This is a genomic window from Streptomyces sp. TSRI0107 (genome assembly GCF_001905845.1).
In the GTDB taxonomy this organism is placed as follows: domain Bacteria; phylum Actinomycetota; class Actinomycetes; order Streptomycetales; family Streptomycetaceae; genus Streptomyces.
The window spans coordinates 345,241-366,347 of the sequence record NZ_LIVZ01000009.1 but is presented as its reverse complement, the minus strand read 5'-3'; the positions used below and the strand labels follow the sequence as shown (position 1 = coordinate 366,347).

Sequence of the window (21,107 nt, the reverse complement as noted above, 5' to 3'; positions counted from 1 at the left end):
AGGCCAATCGCCAATCAGCCGAGTGAACAACGCTCCAGGCCAATACACCTAGGGGGCGTCTCGTCGAACAGCGCGTCCTGCTCCGCGCCCTGGTTCTCCGCCTCCCGCCGGAGGTGCTTGACCCGGGCGCCCACCACCAGCGCGGTACCGGCCGCCGCCACGCCGAGCGCGAGCGGGACCATCCAGCCGCGGTCCAGGACGTGGCCGGTGGCGTGGTCGAGGGAGAGCCGGCCGGGGCCGGTGACGGCGAGGCCGGTGGCGGCGAGGCCGAGGGTGGCGGCGTACTCGTAGCCGCCGCTCATGTTGAAGAAGCCGTTCGGGGCGTGCACGGCCGCCGCGCCCGCCATCGCCCCGGCCGCCGCCGCGCCCGCCGCCGGGGTGGCCAGGCCCAGGGCCAGCAGGGTGCCGCCGCCGGTCTCCGCGAGGCCCGCCGCGGTGGCACTGGCCTTGCCCGGCCGGTAGCCGACGGACTCCATGAACTGGCCGGTGCCCTCGATACCGCCGCCGCCGAACCAGCCGAACAGCTTCTGCGTCCCGTGCGCGGCGAGCACCCCGCCGGCACCCAGCCGGAGCAGCAGCAGACCCAGATCACGTCGGTCGAAGAACGTCACGTTGACTCCCGGAGCACAGACGGAACGGAACAAGCGTGTGATGCGACCCCGCCCCGGTTTCCCCGCTCTCACCGTCGCACCCTCGCTCCCGGCGGTCCCTTCCGCCGCCGCCGTTCGGGTGGCGGGGTGCCGGGGCCGGTGTGACGCTGACGGCATGACGATTCAGACTGCCAAGCTGCGCGACCCGGCCGTCCGCGCCTTCGTCACCGCGGTCAACGCACACGACCGCGAGGGCTTCATGGCGCTGCTCGCGCCCGGCGCGACGATGGCCGACGACGGCTCCGACCGGGACCTCGCCGCATGGATCGACGAGGAGATCTTCTCCTCGCACGGCCACATGGAGGTCGACAACGAGTCCGCCGGCGGCCGCGCCCTCATCGCCCGCTACCGCAACGACACCTGGGGCGAGATGCGCACCCGCTGGCGTTTCACCGTCGAGGACGACGGCCGGATCTCGCGCTTCGAGACCGGGCAGGCGTAACTCCTTCCCTTGCCCTCGCGCGCACTTCAACTCCTAGCGTGCGCGGGCATGGAGAACACCACACGCGTACTGGGACGCAGCGGTATCGGGATCAGCGCCCTCGGCTTCGGCTGCTGGGCCGTCGGCGGCGAGTACGGCACGCCCGACGGGCAGCCCCTGGGCTGGGGCAGGGTCGACGACGAGGAGTCCGTACGGGCGATCCGCCGGGCCCTCGACCTCGGCGTCACCTTCTTCGACACCGCCGACTCCTACGGCGCCGGGCACAGCGAACGCGTCCTCGGCCGGGCGCTGGGCAAGCGCCGCGCCGAGGTGGTCGTCGCCACCAAGTGGGGCTTCCTGTTCGACGAGGCCACCCGCACCTTCACCGGCGGCGACGACTCCGTGGCGTACGCCCGGCGCGCGCTGACCGCCTCCCTGCGCCGCCTGGGCACCGACTACGTCGACCTCTACCAGTTCCACCTGCCCGACGCGGACCCGGAGCAGGCCGTGCGGCTGCGGGAGCTGTGCGAGGACTTCGTCCGCGAGGGGCTGATCCGGGCGTACGCCTGGAGCACCGACGACCCGGCCCGCGCCGCCCTGTTCGCCGAGGGCCCGCACTGCACGGCCGTCCAGCACGCCGCGAACGTGCTCCAGGACGCGCCGGAGCTGTTCGCGCTGAGCGAGGCGCTGGACCTGGCGAGCGTCGTGCGCAGCCCGCTGGCGATGGGCCTGCTCACCGGACGGCATGCCGGCCGCCCGCGCCCGGAGGCGGGGGACATCCGCAGCAGGCCGCCGGCCTGGCTGCGCGGCTTCGGTGACGGCTCCGGCGCCGATCCCGCGTGGCTGGCCCGGGTGGAGGCGGTGCGCGAGGTGCTCACCGCCGACGGCCGGACGCTGACGCAGGGCGCCCTCGGCTGGCTGTGGGCGCGCAGTCCGCGCGCGGTGCCGATCCCCGGCTTCCGCTCGGTCGCGCAGGCCGAGGAGAACGCGGGCGCGCTGGCGAAGGGGCCGCTGACCGCCGGGCAGCTGGCGGAGGTGGACCGCATCCTGGGCGGCCGGCCGGCGGCCGTGTGACGCGGCGGCCGTTCCACGCACCGGTGCGTTCCTCGCGGTCCCGCGCGAGGCCCACCCCCAACCCGGTGCCGTGGAACGGCCGCGCGTCTCCCCCCTGGTGTTGGTCGGCGGAAGCCCGGCCCTCCAAGTGTGAAGTTCTTGTGGAGGGGAGTCGAGCATAGGCCGTCCGCCGGAGGCCGTGGGGGCGGATGGTTGAATTCCGCATGTGTAGATTGCCCTTCGGGCTAGGGGGTGTCTCGTCGATCAGGCCGGATCAGGGAGCGGCGTCTGGTGCCGTGCATCGCAAGGCGGAGGAGGGAGTCGATGCGGCGCGATGGGGGTGCCCCCGCGGGAGCTCGTTCGAGCGTGGGGGAGAGTGACGACAACGCGGCGAGGTGCGGTGCCAGGCGCCGCGAGCCCGGCATGATCGGCGAGACACCCCCTAGGCCCTCGGGTCTCCGGGCCCGGCCGCCGGTCGTCCTCGGGCCCGGCCGTCGGGTGTGACCCGTCCGCTCAGCCGCGCCCCACGTACGGCATCGCCGTCGCCAGCACCGTCGCGAACTGGACATTCGCCTCCAGCGGCAGCTCTGCCATGTGCCGCACCGTACGCGCCACGTCGGCCACGTCCATGACGGGCTCCGGCGCGATCTCGCCGTTGGCCTGGAGCGCGCCCGTCTGCATCCGGGCCGTCATGTCGGTGGCCGCGTTGCCGATGTCGATCTGGCCGACCGCGATGCCGTACGGCCGCCCGTCCAGCGACAGCGACTTGGTCAGGCCGGTCAGCGCGTGCTTGGTGGCCGTGTAGGCGACCGAGTGCGGGCGGGGCGTGTGCGCCGAGATCGAGCCGTTGTTGATGATCCGGCCGCCCTGCGGGTCCTGCTCCTTCATCCGCCGGTACGCCGCCTGCGCGCACAGGAACGCCCCGTTGAGATTGGTGTCCACGACGTGCCGCCAGGCGTCGTACGGCAGCTCCTCGACCGGCACCCCGCCCGGCCCGAACGTCCCGGCGTTGTTGAACAGCAGGTCCACCCGCCCGAACCGGTCGACGACGGCCGAGAACAGCGCGTCCACGTCCTGCGGCCGTGACACGTCCGTGGGCACCGTGAGCGAGACGCCCTCGGGCGCCAGCGCCGCCGTCTCCTCCAGCGTCTGTGCCCGGCGGCCCGCCAGCGCCACCGACCAGCCCGCGCCCAGCAGCTCCACGGCGACCGCGCGCCCGATGCCGGAACCCGCGCCGGTCACCACGGCGATCCCCGGCCGACTCTCCGTTCGCTTCGCATTCATGGGCCCGCAGCGTACGGGACGGTCCGCCATCCGGAACTCATCCATCCGACATCTGGTTGTCCTGTACACGCCTATCGGGAGTCGCCCCCGGCCACTCCAATGCGTGAGGCATCCATCTGTCAGGGGAGGACCGGATGACTCACGCAGACCGCCAGCCACAGCACGCCCCCGAACTCCGCGCCGCCGCCCGCCACCTGGGCCGGCGCCGCTTCCTCACCGTCACCGGCGCGGCCGCCGCCCTCGCCTTCGCCGTCAACCTGCCGGCCGCCGGCGCGGCGAGCGCCGCCGAACTCGACGCGGCCCGGATCACCGAGGACCCCTTCACCCTCGGCGTCGCCTCCGGCGACCCGCTGCCCGGCTCGGTCCTGCTGTGGACCCGCCTCGCCCCCGCCCCCTACCAGCCCGACAGCGGCCTCCCGGCCGAACGGGTCACCGTGCACTGGGAGCTGGCCCACGACGAACGGTTCCGCCGGATCGTCAGACGCGGCACCGCCCCCGCCCACCCCGAGTTCCACCACACCGTGCACGTCGAGGTCTCCCACCTCGACCCCGGCCGCGCCTACTACTACCGCTTCCGCGTCGGCCGCTGGATCAGCGAGACCGGCCGCACCCGCACCGCACCGGACCCCCGCGAACAGACCGGCGCGCTCCGCCTGGCCGCCGTCTCCTGCCAGGCCTACCACGACGGCTACTTCACCGCGTACGGCCATCTCGCCCAGGACGACGTCGACGTCGTCTTCCACCTCGGCGACTACCTGTACGAGTACGCCGTCAACTCCGCCGGCGGCAACCGCAACTACACCGACCGCGTCCTGCCGGCCCTCTTCAACCGGGAGACCGTCACCCTGGAGGACTACCGCCTGCGGTACGCCCTCTACAAGACCGACCCCGACCTGCGCGCCGCACACGCCGCGCACCCCTTCGTCGTCACCTGGGACGACCACGAGACCGAGAACAACTACGCCGACGACACCCCCGAGAACAACGTGCCGCCGGAGGAGTTCCTGCTGCGCCGCGCCTCCGCGTACCGCGCCTACTGGGAGAACCAGCCGCTGCGCCGCCCGCAGCTGCCCGAGGGCCCGGACATGCAGCTCTACCGGCGCCTGCACTGGGGCCGCCTCGCCCAGTTCGACGTCCTCGACACCCGCCAGTACCGCAGCAACCAGGCCTACGGCGACGGCTCCGACGTACCCGGCCCCGAGGTCGACGACCCGACCCGCACCATGACCGGCGAGACCCAGGAGCGCTGGCTGCTCGACGGCTGGCAGCGCTCCCGGGCGCTGTGGAACGTCGTCCCGCAGCAGGTCACCTTCTCCCAGCGGAAGTTCGACCTGACCGAGCCCTCACGGGTGTCCATGGACGCCTGGGACGGCTACCGCGCCTCGCGCCGCCGGGTGCTGGACGGCGCGAAGGCAGCCGGCATCGAGAACCTGATGGTGCTCACCGGTGACGTGCACGTCGGGTACGCCTTCGACATCAAGGACGACTTCGACGACCCGGCCTCGCGCACCCTGGGCACCGAGATCGTCGCCACCTCCATCGCCAGCGGCCGGGACGGCTCCGACAAGCCCGCCAACTGGGACACCTACATGACCGCCAACCCGCACCTGAAGTTCTACAACGGCCGGCGCGGCTACGTGGCGGTCACGCTCGGCCGGGAGCAGGCGCGGGCCGACTTCCGGACCGTGCCGTACGTGACGACGCCCGGGGCGCCGGTCACGACGGCGGCGTCCTTCGTGACGGAGGCGGGTCAGCCGGGGCTCAAGCCGGCGTGAGCCGCGCGGTGGGGTCCTCCTCGGGGGCCTCACCCGGATAGCGGACGCCGACGCGGTCACGGATCGCGTCGAGCGTCCGCATCACGGCGAGCGTGCCGTCGAGGGGGACCAGCGGGGACTCGGTCTCCCCGGCGCGCAGCGCCCGCATCACCTCGCGGGCCTCGTGCCTGAGGCTGTTGTGCGGGCCTTCGGCCGGGTCGTGGACGAACTCCTCCGGGTCGCGCCCCGCGCGGTGCAGCACGAACCGCTCCGGGTGGAAGAAGCCGTGCGGGATGTCGATGCGGCCCAGCGATCCGGTGACGGACGCCGCCGTCGGCGTACCGCCCACGATGGAGCAGTGCACCGAGGCGAGAGCACCGCTCGCGTACGAGAGCACCGCCCCCGTCTGGAGATCGACGCCCTCCTCCGAGAGCACCGCACTCGCCGCGATCCCCGACGGTTCACCCAGCAGCAGCTGCGCGAACGACACCGGATACACCCCGAGATCGAGCAGCGCGCCCCCGCCCTGCTGCGGATCCCGCAGCCGGTGCGCCGGCGGGAACGGGCCCGCCAGCCCGAAGTCCGCCTGCACACTGCGGACCTCGCCGATCGCCCCGTCCGCGACCAGCGCCGTCAGCCGCCGCATCACCGGCGAGCAGTACATCCACATGGCCTCCATCAGGAAGCGCCCGTGCTCCCGCGCCAGCGCCACCAGCTCCCCGGCCTCGCGCGCGTTCAGCGTGAACGGCTTCTCCAGCAGCACGTTCCGCCCCGCCGCCAGACACAGCCCGGCCGCCGCCCGGTGCGCCGAGTGCGGCGTGGCCACGTACACGACGTCCACGTCCTCGTCCCGCGCCAGCGCCTCCCAGTCCCCGTACGCCCGGTCGATCCCGAACCGTTCCGCGAACGCCTTCGCCGACGCCTCGGTCCGCGAGGCCACCGCGACCACCTCCGCGTCCGGCAGATCCACCAGATCCGCCGTGAACGCGGCGGCGATCCCGCCGGTCGCCAGAATCCCCCACCGCACGCTGTCCGCCGTCATTCCCGCCCCATGCTCGTCCCAGTGACAACAGGCACTCTGTTCGAGCTGAGAGCATAGGGACCGGACCGCGAGGAAAGGGAGGCCACATGCCCGAACGCGGGGCATCCATACCGGAACTGTCACAGGCGGCCGACGCACCCCAGGCGCGGCCGTCCCCGCGTGCGCGACGCCGGACCGGCCTGCTGGTGACCCTGGTGCTCGGCGGACTGACCGCCACACCGCCGCTGGCGATGGACATGTACCTCCCCGCGCTGCCGGAGGTCACCCGCTCCCTGCACGCCCCCGCCGCGACCGTGCAGCTCACCCTCACCGCCTGTCTGGCCGGCATGGCGCTCGGACAGCTCGTCGTCGGCCCGATGAGCGACCGCTGGGGCCGCCGCCGCCCGCTGCTCGCCGGACTCGCCGTCTACGTCGTCGCCACCGCCCTGTGCGCGCTGGCCCCCACCGTCGAGTCCCTGGTCGCCTTCCGGCTGGCGCAGGGCCTCGCGGGCGCGGCCGGGATCGTCATCGCCCGCGCCGTCGTGCGCGACCTCTACGACGGCGTGGAGATGGCCCGCTTCTTCTCCACCCTCATGCTGATCTCCGGGGTCGCCCCGATCGTCGCCCCGCTCATCGGCGGGCAGATCCTCCAGGTGACGGACTGGCGGGGCGTGTTCGTGGTGCTCACCGTCGTCGGGGCGCTGCTCGCCGCGGTGGTGTGGGCGAAGCTGCCCGAGACCCTGCCGGCCGCCGAACGGCACACCGGCGGCGTCGGCGAGGCGCTCCGCTCGATGCGCGGCCTGCTGGCCGACGCGCCCTTCACCGGCTACCTGCTCACCGGCGGCTTCGCCTTCGCCGCGCTGTTCGCCTACATCGCCGCCTCGCCGTTCGTCATCCAGGAGATCCACGGCGCCTCCCCGCAGACCTTCAGCCTGCTGTTCGGCCTGAACTCGGTCGGACTGGTCGCCGCCGGGCAGATCAACGGCAAGGTGCTCATCGGGCGGGTCCGGCTCGACCGGGTCCTCGCCGTCGGCCTCACCATCGTCGTCCTCGCCGCGACCGCGCTGCTGCTGATGTCGCTCGGCGTCTTCGGCGATACCGGCCTGGCGCCGGTGGCCGCCGCGCTGTTCGTGCTGATGACCGCGATGGGCATCACCCTGCCCAACGCCCAGTCCCTCGCCCTGCTGCGCACCCGGCACGCGGCCGGATCCGCGTCCGCGCTGCTCGGCACGTCCTCGTTCCTCATCGGCGCGATCGCCTCCCCGCTGGTCGGCATCGCCGGGGAGGACACCGCCGTCCCGATGGCGGTCGTCCAGCTGGTGGCCGCGCTGGTGGCGGCGGCCTGCTTCGTGGCAATGTGCCGCCCCTGGAAGGCCGACGCGATCGCGGAGGGCGGGCCCGTGACCCGCTCGGGCGAAGCGCAGAGCAAGGGGGGAGCAAGCTGAGCGCACCGAGACTGCGCGACGGCACACCGGAACGCGCCGGACTCGACCCCGCCGAATGCGGCCGGCTCGTCCACGAGGTCCACGCCCTCACCGCCGGGGAACGCCCCTGGGCGGCCGGCGCGGTCGTGGTCGCCGGACGCGGCCCGGTGGTGGCGGTGGCCGAGGCGGCGGGCTGGGCGGTGCGGTACGCGGCGTACGACCCGCAGCGCGACGCCGGGGTGGAGCTGCCGGAGACGGCCCGGGTGCCGATGACCCTGGACACCCCGTTCGACCTGGCCTCGCTGACCAAGCTGTTCACCTCGGTCGCGGCGGTGCAGCAGATCGAGCGGGGCACCCTCGGCATCGACGCCAAGGTGGGCGCGTACCTCCCCGAGTTCCGCGCGGCGGCCCGGCACGGCGTCACCGTACGCCAGTTGCTGACCCACACCTCCGGACTGCGGCCCGAACTCCCGCTGTACGACTGCGCCGACGACGCCGAACGGCTCGCCCTGCTGCGGGCCGAGCCGCCGACCGGGGAGCCGGGCGTGCACCGGTACTCGGACCTGAACATGCTGCTGCTCCAGCACGTCCTCGAGCGGGTCACCGGACGCCCGCTGGACACCCTGGTCCGGGACGGCATCACCCGCCCGCTGGGCATGACGAACACCCACTTCGGGCCCTGCCCCGGCGCGGCCGCCACCGAGGACCAGCGGCGGCCGTGGGCCAAGGCGGACCGGGGCATGCTGCGGGGTGTCGTGCACGACGAGAACGCCTGGGCGCTCGGCGGGGTCGCCGGGCACGCCGGGCTCTTCTCCACCGGGCGGGACCTGGCGGTGTTCTGCCGGGCACTGCTCGCGGGCGGCGCCTACGGTCCCGCCCGCATCCTGGGCCCCGACTTCGTAGAACTCCTCCTGACGCCGCCGGGCCTCGGCTTCGCGCTGGACCAGCCCTGGTTCATGGGCGCCCTGGCGGGCCGCGGCGCGGCCGGCCACACCGGGTTCACAGGCACGTCCCTGGTCCTGGACCCGGCGACGGACACGTTCCTGGTGCTGCTGGCGAACACCGTCCACCCGAGGCGCCGCACCCCGGACAGCACACCCCGCGCGGCGGCGGGGACACGGGTGGCGCGGGCGGTGCGGGGGGTGTGAGCGGGGCTCTTGCCCTGATCTGGTGCGGTTGTGGTGCGGTTGTGGTGCGACGGCGGGCGGAGGGCCCAGCGCCTTGCAGATCTGGCTCAACGTCGCGTCCGGAGGCCCCGGTCCGACCTCCTACGCAGGTGGGCTGTTCACCAGTCCCGCCACTGATCGGTGAGTTCGTGCCTGCCGAGTCCGTGCCTGGCGGTCAGGGCCGCGACGTCGACTCCTTGCTCAGTGAGAGCCTTGTCGATGTAGAGGCAGAGCCGCTCCACCATCGCGTGTCCGGTTGCCGCGTGCGGCCGTAGGCGTATCCGACCGGCGTGTTGTCGAGGCAGCCGACGGCCGCGGTGAACCGCCCTACCGCGTCCCTGCGCTCCAGGCGTGAACCGTCCACCGGCGGCGAGGGGCAGTGGCCGCACGGAAGTGCGGTACCTGCCGCCGTGCAACGGTGACGGACGGCGGGGACGAGAGGTCAGCCGCGCCACTCCACCATGAGCAGTGTCGCGTCGTCGCTGGTCTGTCCGCCCCGCGCCTGCGTGAGCGTGTGGGACAGGGAGCGCGTCACCGCCCGGATGCCGCGGCCGGTCCTCTCCAGCTGGTTCACACAGTCGATCAGCTGGTCCTCGCCGAACTCCTCCCCGCCGCTCTTGTGTTCCTCGACCACTCCGTCGGTGAAGCAGAGGACTCGGTCCCCGGGCACCAGCCCCAGTTCGCTCACCCGCGGCTGCGAACCACCCAGGCCGACGGGAAGGGTCGTCGGGGCGACCAGACGCTGTGCGACGCGGTGGTCGCGGACGAGGATCGGCGGCGGGTGCCCGGCGTTGACCCACTGCACCTGCCCCGTGGTGGTGTCCAGCTGCAGCATCTGCGCGGTGGCGAAGTGCTCGGGACCGAACTGCTCGGCCACGGCGCGGTCCATGAACTCGTAGATCTCCGACAGTCCGATGCCGGAGCGGCGGGCGTGGCGGTAGGCGCCGATGGCCACGGTGGCCATCGTGGCCGCGTCCAGTCCGTGGCCCATCGCGTCGATCATGACCACGTGGAGGACATCGCCGTTCAGCGCGTAGTCGAAGCTGTCGCCGCCCACGTCGTAGGCGGGTTCCAGGATTCCGGCCACGGCGACCCGGGGCATGATCATGGCCAGCGGTGGCAGCAGGGACCACTGGATCTCCGCGGCGACGCTCATGGCCTCATCGCGTCGGACGTCGAAGAACAGGTCGGAGTAGCCGTGCTTGGTCACCAAAAGGTCGGCCACCAGGCCGGAGATTCTGAGCAGCAGGCGGCGGTCGTCGTCATCGACGCCGTCCAGCGTCACCGCCATGACCCCCACCTGGTCACCGCCGTCCAGTAGGGGCAGATGGACCCGGACGCCGTCTTCCTGAGGCACCTCCACGGGGACGGCGTCGAGAAAGCAGCGGCCCGCCTCGGAGTCGTCGATCACCTGTGGTTCCCCGCTGGTGAGGCCCTCCCCGGGCAGCGGTACGAGCACCAACTGGCCGTAGTCCTGCAACAGCACCTGCGGACGGCGGCCACCGAGCCGCTCCGTCACGTCGGCGACCAGGGGTCCGATGAGATGGGGCGGGAGTTCGTGCGCGCTGTCCAGGATCTTTCCGAGGAGGGCTTCCCCGAAGCTTTCGGACCGGTCCGGTCGCCGTCCTGCTGGCATTCCCTCACCTTCCGCGGTCACGCTTCGGGCGGGGCGGGCCCGGATGACAAAGGATGTGTCGGTGCCATGGCTCCATCATGCGGTCGTGGACGCCCGGCCCGACGGTCACGGGGAGTCGGCCGGGTCGTGCTGCTTATCTCGGTCCGGCTCCGCCTTCCGACTCCCAAGCGTTCTGTCCGTCGAGGCCGCTCTCGGCGAGTGCCAGCAGGCGCGGAGCCGACAGTGGGTTCGCGGGGTCGGCAGCAGCGGTCAGCAGCCGGGTGGCCACTCGGGCCGGCTCGTCCGGGGGGATCACCAGCAGTTCCCAGCTCCCCACGGTGCCGCAGTCCACGGTGATGGCATGCGCCTCGGCGGCGGAATCGGTCAGCACCACCTCGATCACGTGGCCGGGCGCCATCACCTCCTGCGGGGCATCGGGCCAGGCGGCCGTTTCCACGGTCACGCGGGTGACGGTGCCGGTGCCCGGATCCAAGGAGCCGACCAGCGCGGGCAGCTCCAGTTCCAGTGCGTCGCAGCGCGGCCACCATGCGCCGTCCAGCGGGCCATGGCTGACACCTGGCATGAGGCGCAGCCGGGGCAAGGGCATCCGGTAGGAGTGTCCGTCCCCCGGCACCGCACCTTCGGCGTGCTCTGTGGTGATGTTCATCGTGCGATTCCGTTCCGGGCCGTGCGATTTCCGGCTGCCCGTGTCTGTCGCTCGCCGGGAACGGCGCCGTCGTCATCGTGCGCCCGGAAGTTCTCGGTATGTCTCAGATTACTCCCGGCTGTGGCAGGCGGCGTGGCGGGCGGCCATCGCACTGCCACATCATCGGCGTGCCAAGGGCTGCCCTCCGGCGGACAAGGTCAGCACGCAGGGGGCGACGGGGCCGGGCAGGCCGAGGACCTCACCCATGTTCTGCCAGCCCCAGGACGAGAAGGCGGCTCGCGCTCCCCGGTCGGCAGGATGGAGCAGGGTGACCCCGAGGGAGGAGTGCAGGTCTGTGAGGAGACGCTGTTGCAGGCGGTGGGCGATGTCGCGGTGCTGTGCGTGCGGATGGGCCACGACCTGGGTCAGGACGACGAACCGCGCGCAGGAGGTGAGCCGCTGGATGATCTCCTGGAGCGTTCCGCCGCCCTGCCGGCCGTCGGAGCCGTCAGAGCCCACCGGAAAACCGAAGGCGCAACCGACCAGCACCGTCGTCTCGGCGACCACCAGGGCGAAGCCGGGGCGGTGGGCGGTGACCGCCAAGCGGTGCAGGAAGTCTCCGCGGTCGTGGTACGCCTCTCCGAGGGTGCCCGCGACGGACTCCGCAGCCAGGTCGGCGATGTCCTCGCGCATGTCTTCTGCCTGCCGGCGGGTCAGCCGGCGAAGGCGGACACCGTCCCTGAGGACCGGCTGGTCCGGCCGACGCGCGGGGTCCTCGGGCGCCCGCGTCGCGGTACTCATGAGGTCGCTGGATGCGGTGGGCGGCACGGGACTCACGGGGGCCGTAAGGAGCAGCGAAGTCGATCCGGTGGCATCGAGGAGCCGGGCGATCTGAGCGCACGGATGGTGCAGCCGCAGGCGAGCGTGGACCCGGCCGGCGCGCCGTGCTGCCGACAGGAGGACGTCCAAGCCCCTGGCGTCGCAGGAGCCGACCGTGGTCAGGTCGATGTCGATCTCGGTGACGCCGTCCAGCAGACACTGCTCCACTGCGGCCCGCAGCAGCGGCGTCGTGGCCGGCCCGATGTCGCCGGCAAGCGTGACGAGCGTTCGCTCTCCTCGGTTCCGCCGATGGATGTCCAGCCTGGAAAGGGCCATCACGTCTCCCCTCGGCGGGGTCGCGGACCTGCGCGGGTGCTCAGCGCGGTTCCTGCCGTGATGAGCTTGCGCTGAGTTGCCTCGACCGCGGCGGACATGGTGCCGACCCGTCTCCGCGCCGACCAGGGGGGCGGCCCGGATTCACTCGTCTCTCGCCGAGGACGACCCGGCGTGGGGGGCCGGAGTGCGTGATGCCCTCGGTACTTCAACCGTACGTCGGCCGCAACCGGAAGCGGCTGCGTCGAAGGACGCCCACCTCACAGCAGAGGGCCGCCGGGGCATGGGCGGGGGCGCCACCACGCCCCTGCCCTGTCGCGGCAGGTGCCAGCACAGCGCTGCCGCCCGTGCTCAAGCCGGACGGCAGTGCGGGTGGACGAATTGAATGCCAGCTCACTTCCGAACCCGCACGCGACGCGACCTCCGCTCGCCGGGTCTCCGAACCCATCCGAGCGAAACGTCCCACGCCAGGAGGACCGGTTCCTAAGTGAAAGCCGGCTTTCGGAAGGCGTTGCGGACACCGGTCAGCGGTTCGCGGTCGCGGGAGTAGTAGAGCTTGCTGGTCAAAAGCACCGCCCACCGGCCGTCGGTGGGACGGCTTCGCCGAAGGCCCGTGATGTGGGCCTGGGAGTCCGCGCGCACCGCTCGCCCTCCAGAGCACCGCTCACCCCCGCCCCCGCCCTAGAATCGCAAGGTGAACGCCCCCGCCCCCACCCCCGTGTCCGCCCCGGCCGAGACCCTGCGTGCCGCCCTTGCCGGGCTGCTCGACGGGCTGCCGCCCAAGCAGGCGGCGCAGGCCGTCGAGCGGCTGATCGCCAACTACCGGGGGGCGACGCCGACCGACGCGCCCATCCTGCGGTTCCGGGCCGACGTGGCCGCGTACGCGGCGTACCGCATGCCGGCCACGTTCGAGGCGGTCCGTTCGGCGCTGGCGGCGTTCGCCGACGCGGCGCCCGGCTGGGTGCCCGGCGGCCACGTCGACGTCGGTGGCGGGACCGGGGCCGCGACCTGGGCGGTCGCCGCGACCTGGCCGGGCGTCCGGCCCGTCACCGTGCTGGACTGGGCGGAGCCCGCGCTCGCGCTGGGCCGGGAGATCGCCGCCGCGAACCCGCTGCTGCGGGACGTGCGCTGGCAGCGCTCCCGGATCGGAGCGGCGCTCACCCTGGAGAGCACTGATCTCGTCACCGTCTCCTATGTCCTCAACGAGCTGTCGGAACCCGACCGCGCCGCCCTCGTCGACGCCGCCGCCGAGGCCGCCCGGGCCGTCGTGATCGTCGAGGCCGGCACCCCCGACGGCTACGCCCGGATGCTCGCCGCCCGCGACCGCCTCGTCGCCGCCGGCTTCCACATCGCCGCCCCCTGTCCGCACAGCGCCGCCTGCCCCATCGTCCCCGGCACCGACTGGTGCCACTTCTCGGCCCGGGTCAGCCGCTCCTCCCTGCACCGCCAGGTCAAGGGCGGCTCCCTCGCCTACGAGGACGAGAAGTTCAGCTACGTCGCCGCCGTCCGCTTCCCCGTCGCCCCGGCTCCCGCCCGGGTCGTCCGGCGCCCGCAGATCCGCAAGGGCCAGGTGCTGCTGGACCTGTGCGAGGCCGACGAGCGGCTGCGCCGCACCACGGTCACCAAGCGGCACGGCGACGACTACCGCGCCGCCCGCGATGCCGACTGGGGCGACTCCTGGCCGCCGGCACGGGACACCGACGGCCTCGGCTGAGTCGCCTCAGTCGCCTCAGTCCCGTTTCTCGTCCTCGCGCCGCTGCTGCAACCTGAGCAGCAGCTCCCGCTTCTGGGCCTGCGCGTCCTGGCCGCCGCCGATCCGGCCGCCCTTGCCGCCGCCCCGCAGGGCCTTGCGGCCGAGGTTCCGCCGCGTACCGCCGACGCCCAGCATGCTCCCTGCTCCGCCTCGGGTCATGGTGTGTCTCCTTCTGCGATCCCGTCACAACGAGACGTCTCGTCTCGCTTTCCGTGATCCCCAGGGTGAGGCGAGACGGACCGTCTTGTCAACCTGATAGATTCGAGCCATGTCCTCCATCGCGCGCAAAACCGCCCCCGACGCCTCCCGCCGCAGCGAGAAGTCCCGCCGCGCCATCTACGACGCAGCCCTCGCCCTCGTCGGCGAGGTCGGCTACCCCAAGACCACCATCGAAGGCATCGCCGCCCGCGCCGGAGTCGGCAAGCAGACGATCTACCGCTGGTGGTCATCCAAGGCCGACGTGCTGCTGGAGGCCTTCCTCGACCTCGCCGAGCAGGCCAACGAGCAGGCCGGCGGTCAGCCCGGCGACTACGCCCTGCCGGACACCGGCGACCTCGCGGCCGACCTCAAGCTGGTGCTGCGGGCCACCGTCGACGAACTCCTCGACCCGCGCTTCGAAGTCCCCTCCCGCGCCCTCGCCGCCGAAGGAGTCGTCAACGAGGAGCTGGGCCGCGTCTTCGTGGCCCAGCTCCTCGAACCGTCACTCCAGCTGTACGTCGACCGGCTGCGCGCCGCCCAGGACGCCGGGGACGTCCGCCCGGAGATCGACCCGCGCATCGCCCTGGAGCTGTTCGTCTCCCCGCTCGCCCAGCGCTGGCTCCAGCGCACCGGACCGATCTCCTACGAGTACACGGACACCCTCGTCGACTACGCCCTGTACGGCCTCGCACCGCGCTGAGCCGCCGCGCGCCGGTGTGGGGTACGTCTCGTCCCCTGTACCCCGGTTGGGTACTTGGGCCCCCCGGAGCGCAGGATGGTGCGACCATAAGGCATGCTGTCCGCACGACAGGCGAGGCGAGGGGATAGATGAGCGCGGAGTTCGGCGGCCGGAGCGGCCTGCGGGGCAGACTCTCCCAGTGGCTGCGGGGAGGCGGCCCCAAGGACACCGCCGAGGACGGCGGCCGTGAGGCCCTGCTGCTCGCCGCCGCCGCCGCGGGGCTGCCGCTGGCGCCCGCCGCGCACCCGGCGCCCGACTACCGCTGCTCCTGCGACCGGGTCGGCTGTCCCACCCCCGCCCGGCACCCGGTGTCCTTCGCCTGGCAGACGCAGTCGACCACCGACCGCGCCCAGATCGAGCGCTGGGCCCGCCACCAGCCGCAGGCCAACTTCATCACCGCGACCGGCATGGTGCACGACGTCCTCGACGTGCCGCTGGGAGCGGGCCGTGAGGCGCTCGCCGGGCTGCTCGCCGCCGGCGTCGAGGTCGGCCCGGTCGCCGAGAGCGACGACGGCCGCATGCTGTTCTTCACCCTCACCCGCGGCACCCCCGAGGACGAGGACGAGTGGTGGCCGTGCGAGCTGGACTGCCACCCCGAGACCATGGACGAGCACCCGGGCCTGCGCTGGCACTGCCGCGGCTCCTACGTCCTCGTACCGCCCGCCCGGCTCCCCGGCGACGACCAGACCGTGCACTGGGTGCGCGGCCCGGAGCACGCGCTGCCCGACCCGCTCACCCTGCTGGAACACCTCACGGACGCCTGCGCCCGCCACGCCGGCGAGGACCACGCGCACACGGCCTGGCCCCTCCGGCACTAGACGTCCGGGGCTATTCGCCCTTCGCCGAGGTCATCCCCTGGATCCGCCCCAGCACGGAGACCTGCGACCCGGGGCTCTTCTCCGGGACGAGGGCCACCTCGTTGGAGACGATCTCCTTCGTCAGCGACTGCTTGATCTCGCCGGTCGTCAGGGCCAGCACGTCCTTGGTCGGCGTCGGCACCGTGGAACCCGCGTGGGCGGTCTGCTTCACGTAGTGGCGGGTGGTGAAGAACACCAGCGCCCCGCCGTCCTCCGTGCGCAGCGCGACCGGGGCGTAGGCGCCGTCGGTCAGCGGCGAGTCGATGTACTGGGTGACGAGGCCCGGCTTCCGCGCGTCCTTCTGACGCTGGGTCCGCCACTGGCTGGTGTGCAGGCCGGGCGCGAACTCCGAGCCGTTCTCCTTGAGGTAGGTGGTGTAAGCCTTGCTCAGGCCGCCCGGGGAGACGGTCAGTCCGGACGAGTTCGCGGGCACCGCCTCGGCCCAGCCGTCCTTGTCCTTCTCGAACTCCGGTACGGCGTCCGGGGCGACCAGCGTCAGATACGACACCTGCCACGGCTCGTCGAGCCCGTCGCGGGTGAACACCAGCAGCCAGCGGGCGGTGCCGCCCTTGTTCGCCTGCGCGTCGGCGAGGAACCAGCGCGGCCAGCCGGCCTTCTTGGGGATGGTGTACTCGGCGTCCGAGAACTCCAGCGCGCTGTGGTCCGGGTTGCCGGCCGGGTTGTTCGCCCGGCCCGCCTTCAGCCGGGCGCCGTCGATGTCGGCGAGCGGCCCGGTGACGAACTCGGCGTCCTGGGTGCTGTCGTACTCCTTGTCGGCCTTGTTGTACGCGGCCGTGAACTCCTCCAGCGCCTCGGCGGCCTCGGCGCGGGTGGTCGCGGGCAGCACCTCGCGCTCGCCGTGCACCACCACGCACCCGCTCGCGGTCAGTGACATAGCGGTCAACGAGGCCGCTATGAGAGCGTTCCGGTCACGCCTGCGAAGCCGGCGCGGGCTGCGATCCCTGCTCATCGGGCTCCTTCACCTTCCCCTTCCCGGAGGCGAACCCTACCGGGGCGGGATGGACGCCGGTTGCCGGGACCGGGCACAGCGGCCACACCGTGACCTGTCAGCCGTCCCTGCGCGGTGTCACCAGCACCGCTCCGGTGCGCGGATGCGGCAGCACCTCCACCGGCTGGCCGTAGACCTCCGACAGCAGACGGTCGGAGAAGACCTCCGCCGGCGGGCCGGCCGCCGCGACGCGGCCCGCCCGCAGTACCGCGACGCGGTGCGCGTACGCCGCCGCGAGGCCCAGGTCGTGCAGGACCACCACCACCGCGTCCCCGGCCGCCGCCCGCTCCCGGCACAACCGCAGCACCAGCTCCTGGTGTCTGAGGTCGAGCGCGGCGGTCGGCTCGTCGAGCAGCAGCAGCGGGGCCCGCTGGGCGAGCACCCGGGCGAGCGCGACCCGGGCCCGTTCGCCGCCGCTGAGCGCGGAGAACGGCCGTACGGCGAAGGCGGTCACCTCGGTCGCGGCCATCGCGGCGGCCACCGCCGTGTCGTCCTGGTCCTCCAGCGGGGTCCCGGCGTACGGGGCCCGGCCCATCCGGACCACCTCCGCCACCGTGAACGGGAAGGACAGCGCCGCCGACTGCGGCAACACCGAGCGGCGCAGCGCCAGTTCGGGCGCGGGCCAGTCGCCCGCCGGACGCCCGTGGATCCGTACGACCCCCTCGGCGGCCGGGAGATCGGCGGCGAGCGCGCCCAACAGGGTCGACTTGCCCGCCCCGTTGGGGCCGACCAGGGCCAGCACCTCGCCCGCGCGGACGGTGACGTCGACGCCTCGGAGCACATGCCGCGCGCCGAGCCGGACGTGCAGGTTCTCCGTCTCGGCGAGGACGTCCCCGGCGGCCGGGGCGGGCGGGGGAGCGGGGCGCCGGGTGCGGAACAGCGGCATCAGGCCCAGCCTCCTTGCTTGCGGCGGGTGCGGCGCAGCAGCCAGAAGAAGAACGGGCTGCCCACCAGGGCGGTCAGGACGCCGAGCGGCAGTTCGGCGGGGGCGGCGACGGTGCGGGCCGCGAGGTCGGCGGCGAGCAGCACCACCGCGCCGCCCAGCGCGCTGCCGGGGACGAGGAAGCGGTGCCCGGGGCCGGCCGCCATGCGCAGCAGGTGCGGGACGACGAGCCCGACGAAGCCGATGACTCCGGAGACGCTGACCGCGGCCGCCGTCAGCAGCGCCACGACCAGGACGAGCACGATCCGCAGCCGCTCCACGTCCACGCCGAGGTGCCGGGCGGGCCGGTCGCCGAGCGCGAGCAGGTCCAGGCGGCGCGCGTACAGCGGGGCGAGCGTGAGGCCGAGGGCCGCGCACGGCAGCACGGCGAGCACCTTCGGCCAGGTGGCCTGGGCGAGGGAGCCGAGCTGCCAGAAGGTGATCTGGTTCACCGCGGCGGTGTCGGCGAGGAAGATGAACAGGCCGACCAGCGCCCCGGCGAAGGCGTTCACCGCGATCCCGGTGAGGATCAGCGTCACGACCTCGGTCCGGCCGCCCGCGCGGGACGTCGCGTACACCAGCAGCACGGTGGCGAGCCCGGCGGCGAACGCCATCGCGGGCAGGGTCCAGTTGCCGAGGAAGTCCAGGCCGAGGGAGATCGCCGCGACCGCGCCGACCGCCGCGCCCAGGGAGACGCCGATGGTGCCCGGCTCGGCGAGCGGGTTGCCGAACACGCCCTGCATCAGGGCGCCCGCGCAGCCCAGCGAGGCGCCGATGAGCAGGGAGAGCACGATCCTCGGGAAGCGCACGTTCCACAGCACGGACTCGGCGACCCGGTCCGACTCGGCCCCGCCGAGCCCGATCCGGTGCTGCACGGAACCGAGCACGCCCCCGACGGGGACCGGGTAGGCGCCGGTTCCCGCGGCGACCGGCACGAGCACGAGCAGGGCCACGAGCAGCCCGGCGGTCAGCAGCCAGGCGACGCCACGGCGTCCGCGGGGCGGGCTCTCGGGGGCGGCGGTGTCCTCCGCGGGGGACTTCTCCAGAACGGTCGTCAGATCCATCCAGTTCAGCTTAGGTTAGCCTTACCTTGCTCGGCTAGTCCCGTTGGTCACGTCGGTCCCGGCGGTCCCGTCTCCGCCGCCGCGGCGAGGCGTAATGCGCTGTCGCAACATCGCCCGGCTCCCTGAGACTTGAGCCATGCGCAGAGCACACAGGGAGTCACTCGGGCCGGACCACCTGGTACTGGCCGTCCAGGGCAGGTCCGGCCCGCCCCCGCTGCGCCTGGAGTGGGCGCACGACGGGCGGCGGGCGCTGCACCAGGGCGAACGGCCGCTGTGGCTCGGCAGGACGCTCGGCGAGGGCTGCTGCCGCGACCTCGTCCTGCACCGCCTCGACGGCCACCGCTCCCCGCTGCCGCCGCTGCGCGCCGACCTGCAGCGCGCGCGGCGCTCCTGGGCCCACCGGTACGCGGACTGGCTGGAGGACGCCCCCGAGAGCCCGCTGCACGACGGGCGTTGGCGGCTCGCCCGGCGCGGCTTCTTCGAACCCACCGTGTGGACCCAGGACTTCGTGCGGGACTGGCCCGGCGCCCGGCTGGAGCTGCTGTGCGGCGGCGGCTGGCACGGCGTCCTCCCGCTGCGGCGGCTCTCCCCGCCGGACGCGCCCCGGGTCCGCGCCTACCGCAAGCACGCCCGCGAGGGCACCCTCGCGCCCGTCCTGCTGTGGTGGGTGACCTTCCTCGACGGCTGGCTCCTCCTCGACGGCCACGACCGGGCCGTGGCCGCCCTGGCCGAAGGGAGCGTCCCGGAGTGCGTGGAGCTGACCCGCGTACCCGACGAGGACGAGTGGCGGCGCGCAGCCGACGACATGGCCGAAAGGCACCGACGGCGTCTGGGCGACCTCGCCGCCCGCCCCGCGGAGCCCGGCACCGACCGTGAGCGCGCCGCCATGGAGCGCGGCTACGCCGACGTCGTCGCCGGGCTGCCCTACGACCCGGCGACCACCCGCACCTGGCCGCTGCCCGGCGGCGTCGCGGCCTGGGACGACCTCGCCGCCCGCACGATGTTTCAATTCCCCGGTGACTGACTACGACGTGCTGCGCGTGTTCTGCGCGGCGAACGGCGGATACGGCAACGAACTCGGGGTCGTCCGCGACGGATCGGTGCTGCCCGAGGAGAGCGACCGGCAGGCGTTCGCGGCGAAGCTGGGCTTCAGCGAGACGGTCTTCGTCGACGACCCGGAGCGCGGCGTCGTCGACATCTACACCCCCACCCTGCGGCTGCCCTTCGCCGGTCACCCCTGTGTCGGCGCGGCCTGGCTGCTGGACGTGCCGGAACTGGTCACCCCGGCCGGCGTCGTGGGGGCCCGCCAGGACGGGGAGTTCAGCTGGATCGAGGCGCGGCCGGAGTGGGCGCCGCCGCGCACGCTGCGCCAGTACACGACGGCCGCCGAGGTCGACGACCTGCCCGTGCCGCCGCCGGGGGAGTGGATCTATGCCTGGGCCTGGGAGGACGAACCCGCCGGGCGGATCCGCGCCCGCGCCTTCCCCGGCCGCGACGACGGCATCGACGAGGACGAGGCGACGGGCGCGGCGGCCCTGCTTCTCACCGACCGCCTGGGCAGGGCCCTGAACATCACACAGGGCACGGGCTCCCAGATCCTGACGGCACCGCAGCCGGGGGGCTGGGTGGAGATCGGCGGCCGCGTCTTCCTGGAACGCTGAGCGCCGAGCGCTAGGCGCTCAGCGGGAACTCCTCGCCCAGGGCCCGGAAGACGGCCGTGTTCAGCGCGAACGCCCGCTTGCACTCGGCCACGATCCGCTGCCGCTCCAGCTCGTCCGCGTTCACCGCGTCCAGCAGTTCCCGGTAACCCCGCTTGAAGGCGGCCGGGTTGGCGATCCCCTCGAAGACGTAGAAGCGGACGCCGTCGCCCTTCCGCTCGAAGCCCCAGGTCTTCTCCGCCTTGTCGCGGATGATCTGGCCGCCGGAGAGGTCGCCCAGGTAGCGGGTGTAGTGGTGGGCGACGTATCCGCCGGGCCACCGCTCGGCGCACTCCCGCACCCGGTCCGCGTACCTCCGGGTCGCGGGCAGCGCGTTGAGCGTGGCGCGCCAGCCGGGGCCGCGCAGATGCTCCAGGTCCCGCTCCAGCGCGGCCAGCCGGAACAGCTCGGGCCGGACGAACGGCCCCGCCACCGGGTCGGACGCCAGCCGCTCGGCCCCGGCCTCCAGGGCCTCGTACACGAACCACAGCTGCTCGGTGTAGCGCGCGTACGCGTCCACGCCGAGGCGGCCGCCGAGCAGGTCGCTCATGAAGGTCGAGGTCTCCGCCTCCACGTGCTGTTCCTGGGACGCGGTGCGGATGAGAGTCGAGAACGAGTCCATGATCCGGATTCTCTATGGTTAGGCTTACCTAAATCAACGTTTTGCCGACTCCTTGTCGGT

The 21,107-nt window shown here is 73.3% G+C and carries 21 protein-coding genes and 2 pseudogenes; 10 read left to right on the top strand and 13 right to left on the bottom strand.

Annotated elements, in window-relative coordinates; translation table 11 throughout:
* Positions 1 to 14 precede the first annotated feature (14 nt).
* Positions 15 to 611, bottom strand: a complete 597-nt coding sequence (locus AMK31_RS25890) for a DoxX family protein (protein WP_073943036.1) — start codon at positions 609 to 611, stop codon at positions 15 to 17.
* Positions 612 to 765: 154 nt separating this feature from the next.
* On the opposite strand from AMK31_RS25890, the gene AMK31_RS25885 reads away from it, so the two are divergent.
* Both AMK31_RS25885 and AMK31_RS25880 read left to right on the top strand, forming a co-directional pair.
* Complete coding sequence (locus tag AMK31_RS25885) at positions 766 to 1,092, top strand: nuclear transport factor 2 family protein (protein WP_073943035.1); 327 nt, start codon at positions 766 to 768, stop codon at positions 1,090 to 1,092.
* A 48-nt stretch (positions 1,093 to 1,140) separates the two neighbouring features.
* A complete protein-coding gene (locus AMK31_RS25880) occupies positions 1,141 to 2,145 on the top strand; it encodes an aldo/keto reductase (protein ID WP_073943034.1) in 1,005 nt (334 codons plus the stop codon).
* A 492-nt stretch (positions 2,146 to 2,637) separates the two neighbouring features.
* Here the strand turns inward: AMK31_RS25880 and AMK31_RS25875 are convergent, their stop codons facing one another.
* A complete protein-coding gene (locus AMK31_RS25875; RefSeq protein WP_073943065.1) occupies positions 2,638 to 3,408 on the bottom strand; it encodes an SDR family oxidoreductase in 771 nt (256 codons plus the stop codon).
* 134 nt (positions 3,409 to 3,542) lie between these two features.
* Between AMK31_RS25875 and AMK31_RS25870 the strand changes: the two genes are divergently transcribed.
* Positions 3,543 to 5,183 (top strand): alkaline phosphatase D family protein, encoded by a 1,641-nt coding sequence (locus AMK31_RS25870; protein ID WP_073943033.1) that lies wholly within the window; start codon positions 3,543 to 3,545, stop codon positions 5,181 to 5,183.
* Here AMK31_RS25870 and AMK31_RS25865 read toward each other — a convergent pair.
* Positions 5,170 to 6,204: a Gfo/Idh/MocA family protein gene (locus AMK31_RS25865; protein WP_073943032.1), complete on the bottom strand. Its 1,035-nt coding sequence runs from the start codon at positions 6,202 to 6,204 to the stop codon at positions 5,170 to 5,172. The genes AMK31_RS25870 and AMK31_RS25865 overlap by 14 nt on opposite strands.
* Before the next feature lie 86 nt (positions 6,205 to 6,290).
* On the opposite strand from AMK31_RS25865, the gene AMK31_RS25860 reads away from it, so the two are divergent.
* Positions 6,291 to 7,628 (top strand): multidrug effflux MFS transporter, encoded by a 1,338-nt coding sequence (locus AMK31_RS25860; protein WP_073943031.1) that lies wholly within the window; start codon positions 6,291 to 6,293, stop codon positions 7,626 to 7,628.
* Between the two features lie 11 nt (positions 7,629 to 7,639).
* The gene (locus AMK31_RS25855; RefSeq protein ID WP_073943064.1) at positions 7,640 to 8,755 is read left to right on the top strand and encodes a serine hydrolase domain-containing protein; all 1,116 of its coding nucleotides are present in this window, start codon (positions 7,640 to 7,642) and stop codon (positions 8,753 to 8,755) included.
* Between the two features lie 460 nt (positions 8,756 to 9,215).
* Here AMK31_RS25855 and AMK31_RS25850 read toward each other — a convergent pair whose 3' ends face one another.
* The 4 genes and pseudogenes from AMK31_RS25850 to AMK31_RS42445 all read right to left on the bottom strand — a co-directional run.
* Positions 9,216 to 10,409 carry a PP2C family protein-serine/threonine phosphatase gene (locus AMK31_RS25850; protein WP_073943030.1) on the bottom strand — a complete coding sequence of 398 codons (1,194 nt, stop codon included), beginning with the start codon at positions 10,407 to 10,409 and terminating at the stop codon, positions 9,216 to 9,218.
* A 133-nt stretch (positions 10,410 to 10,542) separates the two neighbouring features.
* The gene (locus AMK31_RS25845; RefSeq protein ID WP_241842717.1) at positions 10,543 to 11,055 is read right to left on the bottom strand and encodes a DUF5994 family protein; all 513 of its coding nucleotides are present in this window, start codon (positions 11,053 to 11,055) and stop codon (positions 10,543 to 10,545) included.
* A 159-nt stretch (positions 11,056 to 11,214) separates the two neighbouring features.
* Positions 11,215 to 12,189 (bottom strand): STAS domain-containing protein, encoded by a 975-nt coding sequence (locus tag AMK31_RS25840; protein WP_073943029.1) that lies wholly within the window; start codon positions 12,187 to 12,189, stop codon positions 11,215 to 11,217.
* A gap of 480 nt (positions 12,190 to 12,669) precedes the next feature.
* Positions 12,670 to 12,780: pseudogene (locus tag AMK31_RS42445) on the bottom strand (serine hydrolase domain-containing protein); the annotation flags it as partial.
* Positions 12,781 to 12,880: 100 nt separating this feature from the next.
* Between AMK31_RS42445 and AMK31_RS25835 the strand changes: the two are divergent.
* Positions 12,881 to 13,900, top strand: coding sequence for a small ribosomal subunit Rsm22 family protein (locus AMK31_RS25835; protein WP_073943028.1), 1,020 nt, complete (start codon positions 12,881 to 12,883; stop codon positions 13,898 to 13,900).
* A 15-nt stretch (positions 13,901 to 13,915) separates the two neighbouring features.
* Here the strand turns inward: AMK31_RS25835 and AMK31_RS40475 are convergent, their stop codons facing one another.
* Positions 13,916 to 14,098 (bottom strand): DUF6243 family protein, encoded by a 183-nt coding sequence (locus AMK31_RS40475; RefSeq protein ID WP_143204255.1) that lies wholly within the window; start codon positions 14,096 to 14,098, stop codon positions 13,916 to 13,918.
* Positions 14,099 to 14,207: 109 nt separating this feature from the next.
* Here AMK31_RS40475 and AMK31_RS25830 point away from each other — a divergent pair, with 109 nt between their 5' ends.
* On the top strand, positions 14,208 to 14,837 hold the full coding sequence (locus AMK31_RS25830) for a TetR/AcrR family transcriptional regulator (RefSeq protein WP_073943027.1): 630 nt from the start codon (positions 14,208 to 14,210) through the stop codon (positions 14,835 to 14,837).
* A gap of 128 nt (positions 14,838 to 14,965) precedes the next feature.
* The gene (locus AMK31_RS25825; RefSeq protein ID WP_073943026.1) at positions 14,966 to 15,694 is read left to right on the top strand and encodes a bifunctional DNA primase/polymerase; all 729 of its coding nucleotides are present in this window, start codon (positions 14,966 to 14,968) and stop codon (positions 15,692 to 15,694) included.
* A gap of 10 nt (positions 15,695 to 15,704) precedes the next feature.
* Here the strand turns inward: AMK31_RS25825 and AMK31_RS25820 are convergent, their stop codons facing one another.
* The 4 genes and pseudogenes from AMK31_RS25820 to AMK31_RS25810 all read right to left on the bottom strand — a co-directional run bounded on the left by AMK31_RS25820 (position 15,705) and on the right by AMK31_RS25810 (position 18,728).
* Positions 15,705 to 16,703 carry a hypothetical protein gene (locus AMK31_RS25820; protein WP_073943025.1) on the bottom strand — a complete coding sequence of 333 codons (999 nt, stop codon included), beginning with the start codon at positions 16,701 to 16,703 and terminating at the stop codon, positions 15,705 to 15,707.
* Positions 16,663 to 16,800, bottom strand: a pseudogene (locus AMK31_RS41645) (iron transporter); the annotation flags it as partial. The gene AMK31_RS25820 and the pseudogene AMK31_RS41645, both read right to left, overlap by 41 nt.
* Positions 16,801 to 17,628: a heme ABC transporter ATP-binding protein gene (locus AMK31_RS25815; RefSeq protein ID WP_073943024.1), complete on the bottom strand. Its 828-nt coding sequence runs from the start codon at positions 17,626 to 17,628 to the stop codon at positions 16,801 to 16,803.
* A complete protein-coding gene (locus AMK31_RS25810; RefSeq protein ID WP_073943023.1) occupies positions 17,628 to 18,728 on the bottom strand; it encodes a FecCD family ABC transporter permease in 1,101 nt (366 codons plus the stop codon). The genes AMK31_RS25815 and AMK31_RS25810 overlap by 1 nt, the downstream gene beginning before the upstream one ends.
* 136 nt (positions 18,729 to 18,864) lie before the next feature.
* Here AMK31_RS25810 and AMK31_RS25805 point away from each other — a divergent pair, with 136 nt between their 5' ends.
* Complete coding sequence (locus tag AMK31_RS25805) at positions 18,865 to 19,752, top strand: hypothetical protein (RefSeq protein ID WP_073943022.1); 888 nt, start codon at positions 18,865 to 18,867, stop codon at positions 19,750 to 19,752.
* Positions 19,745 to 20,389, top strand: coding sequence for a PhzF family phenazine biosynthesis protein (locus AMK31_RS25800; RefSeq protein WP_073943021.1), 645 nt, complete (start codon positions 19,745 to 19,747; stop codon positions 20,387 to 20,389). Before AMK31_RS25805 ends, AMK31_RS25800 begins: the two co-directional genes overlap by 8 nt.
* Positions 20,390 to 20,399: 10 nt before the next feature.
* On the opposite strand, the gene AMK31_RS25795 is transcribed toward AMK31_RS25800, so the two are convergent.
* The gene (locus tag AMK31_RS25795) at positions 20,400 to 21,047 is read right to left on the bottom strand and encodes a biliverdin-producing heme oxygenase (RefSeq protein WP_073943020.1); all 648 of its coding nucleotides are present in this window, start codon (positions 21,045 to 21,047) and stop codon (positions 20,400 to 20,402) included.
* Positions 21,048 to 21,107 lie beyond the last annotated feature (60 nt).

What these genes read in the sequence shown, in the direction of transcription:
- AMK31_RS25865 (WP_073943032.1), bottom strand. Translation starts at nt 6,204, where the DNA reads ATGACGGCGGACAGCGTGCGGTGGGGGATTCTGGCGACCGGCGGGATC.
- AMK31_RS40475 (WP_143204255.1), bottom strand. Translation starts at nt 14,098, where the DNA reads ATGACCCGAGGCGGAGCAGGGAGCATGCTGGGCGTCGGCGGTACGCGG.
- AMK31_RS25875 (WP_073943065.1), bottom strand. Translation starts at nt 3,408, where the DNA reads ATGAATGCGAAGCGAACGGAGAGTCGGCCGGGGATCGCCGTGGTGACC.
- AMK31_RS25825 (WP_073943026.1), top strand. Translation starts at nt 14,966, where the DNA reads ATGAGCGCGGAGTTCGGCGGCCGGAGCGGCCTGCGGGGCAGACTCTCC.
- AMK31_RS25810 (WP_073943023.1), bottom strand. Translation starts at nt 18,728, where the DNA reads ATGGATCTGACGACCGTTCTGGAGAAGTCCCCCGCGGAGGACACCGCC.
- AMK31_RS25840 (WP_073943029.1), bottom strand. Translation starts at nt 12,189, where the DNA reads ATGGCCCTTTCCAGGCTGGACATCCATCGGCGGAACCGAGGAGAGCGA.
- AMK31_RS25870 (WP_073943033.1), top strand. Translation starts at nt 3,543, where the DNA reads ATGACTCACGCAGACCGCCAGCCACAGCACGCCCCCGAACTCCGCGCC.
- AMK31_RS25805 (WP_073943022.1), top strand. Translation starts at nt 18,865, where the DNA reads ATGCGCAGAGCACACAGGGAGTCACTCGGGCCGGACCACCTGGTACTG.
- AMK31_RS25815 (WP_073943024.1), bottom strand. Translation starts at nt 17,628, where the DNA reads ATGCCGCTGTTCCGCACCCGGCGCCCCGCTCCCCCGCCCGCCCCGGCC.
- AMK31_RS25885 (WP_073943035.1), top strand. Translation starts at nt 766, where the DNA reads ATGACGATTCAGACTGCCAAGCTGCGCGACCCGGCCGTCCGCGCCTTC.
- AMK31_RS25860 (WP_073943031.1), top strand. Translation starts at nt 6,291, where the DNA reads ATGCCCGAACGCGGGGCATCCATACCGGAACTGTCACAGGCGGCCGAC.
- AMK31_RS25845 (WP_241842717.1), bottom strand. Translation starts at nt 11,055, where the DNA reads ATGAACATCACCACAGAGCACGCCGAAGGTGCGGTGCCGGGGGACGGA.
- AMK31_RS25850 (WP_073943030.1), bottom strand. Translation starts at nt 10,409, where the DNA reads ATGCCAGCAGGACGGCGACCGGACCGGTCCGAAAGCTTCGGGGAAGCC.
- AMK31_RS25880 (WP_073943034.1), top strand. Translation starts at nt 1,141, where the DNA reads ATGGAGAACACCACACGCGTACTGGGACGCAGCGGTATCGGGATCAGC.
- AMK31_RS25830 (WP_073943027.1), top strand. Translation starts at nt 14,208, where the DNA reads ATGTCCTCCATCGCGCGCAAAACCGCCCCCGACGCCTCCCGCCGCAGC.
- AMK31_RS25820 (WP_073943025.1), bottom strand. Translation starts at nt 16,703, where the DNA reads ATGAGCAGGGATCGCAGCCCGCGCCGGCTTCGCAGGCGTGACCGGAAC.
- AMK31_RS25795 (WP_073943020.1), bottom strand. Translation starts at nt 21,047, where the DNA reads ATGGACTCGTTCTCGACTCTCATCCGCACCGCGTCCCAGGAACAGCAC.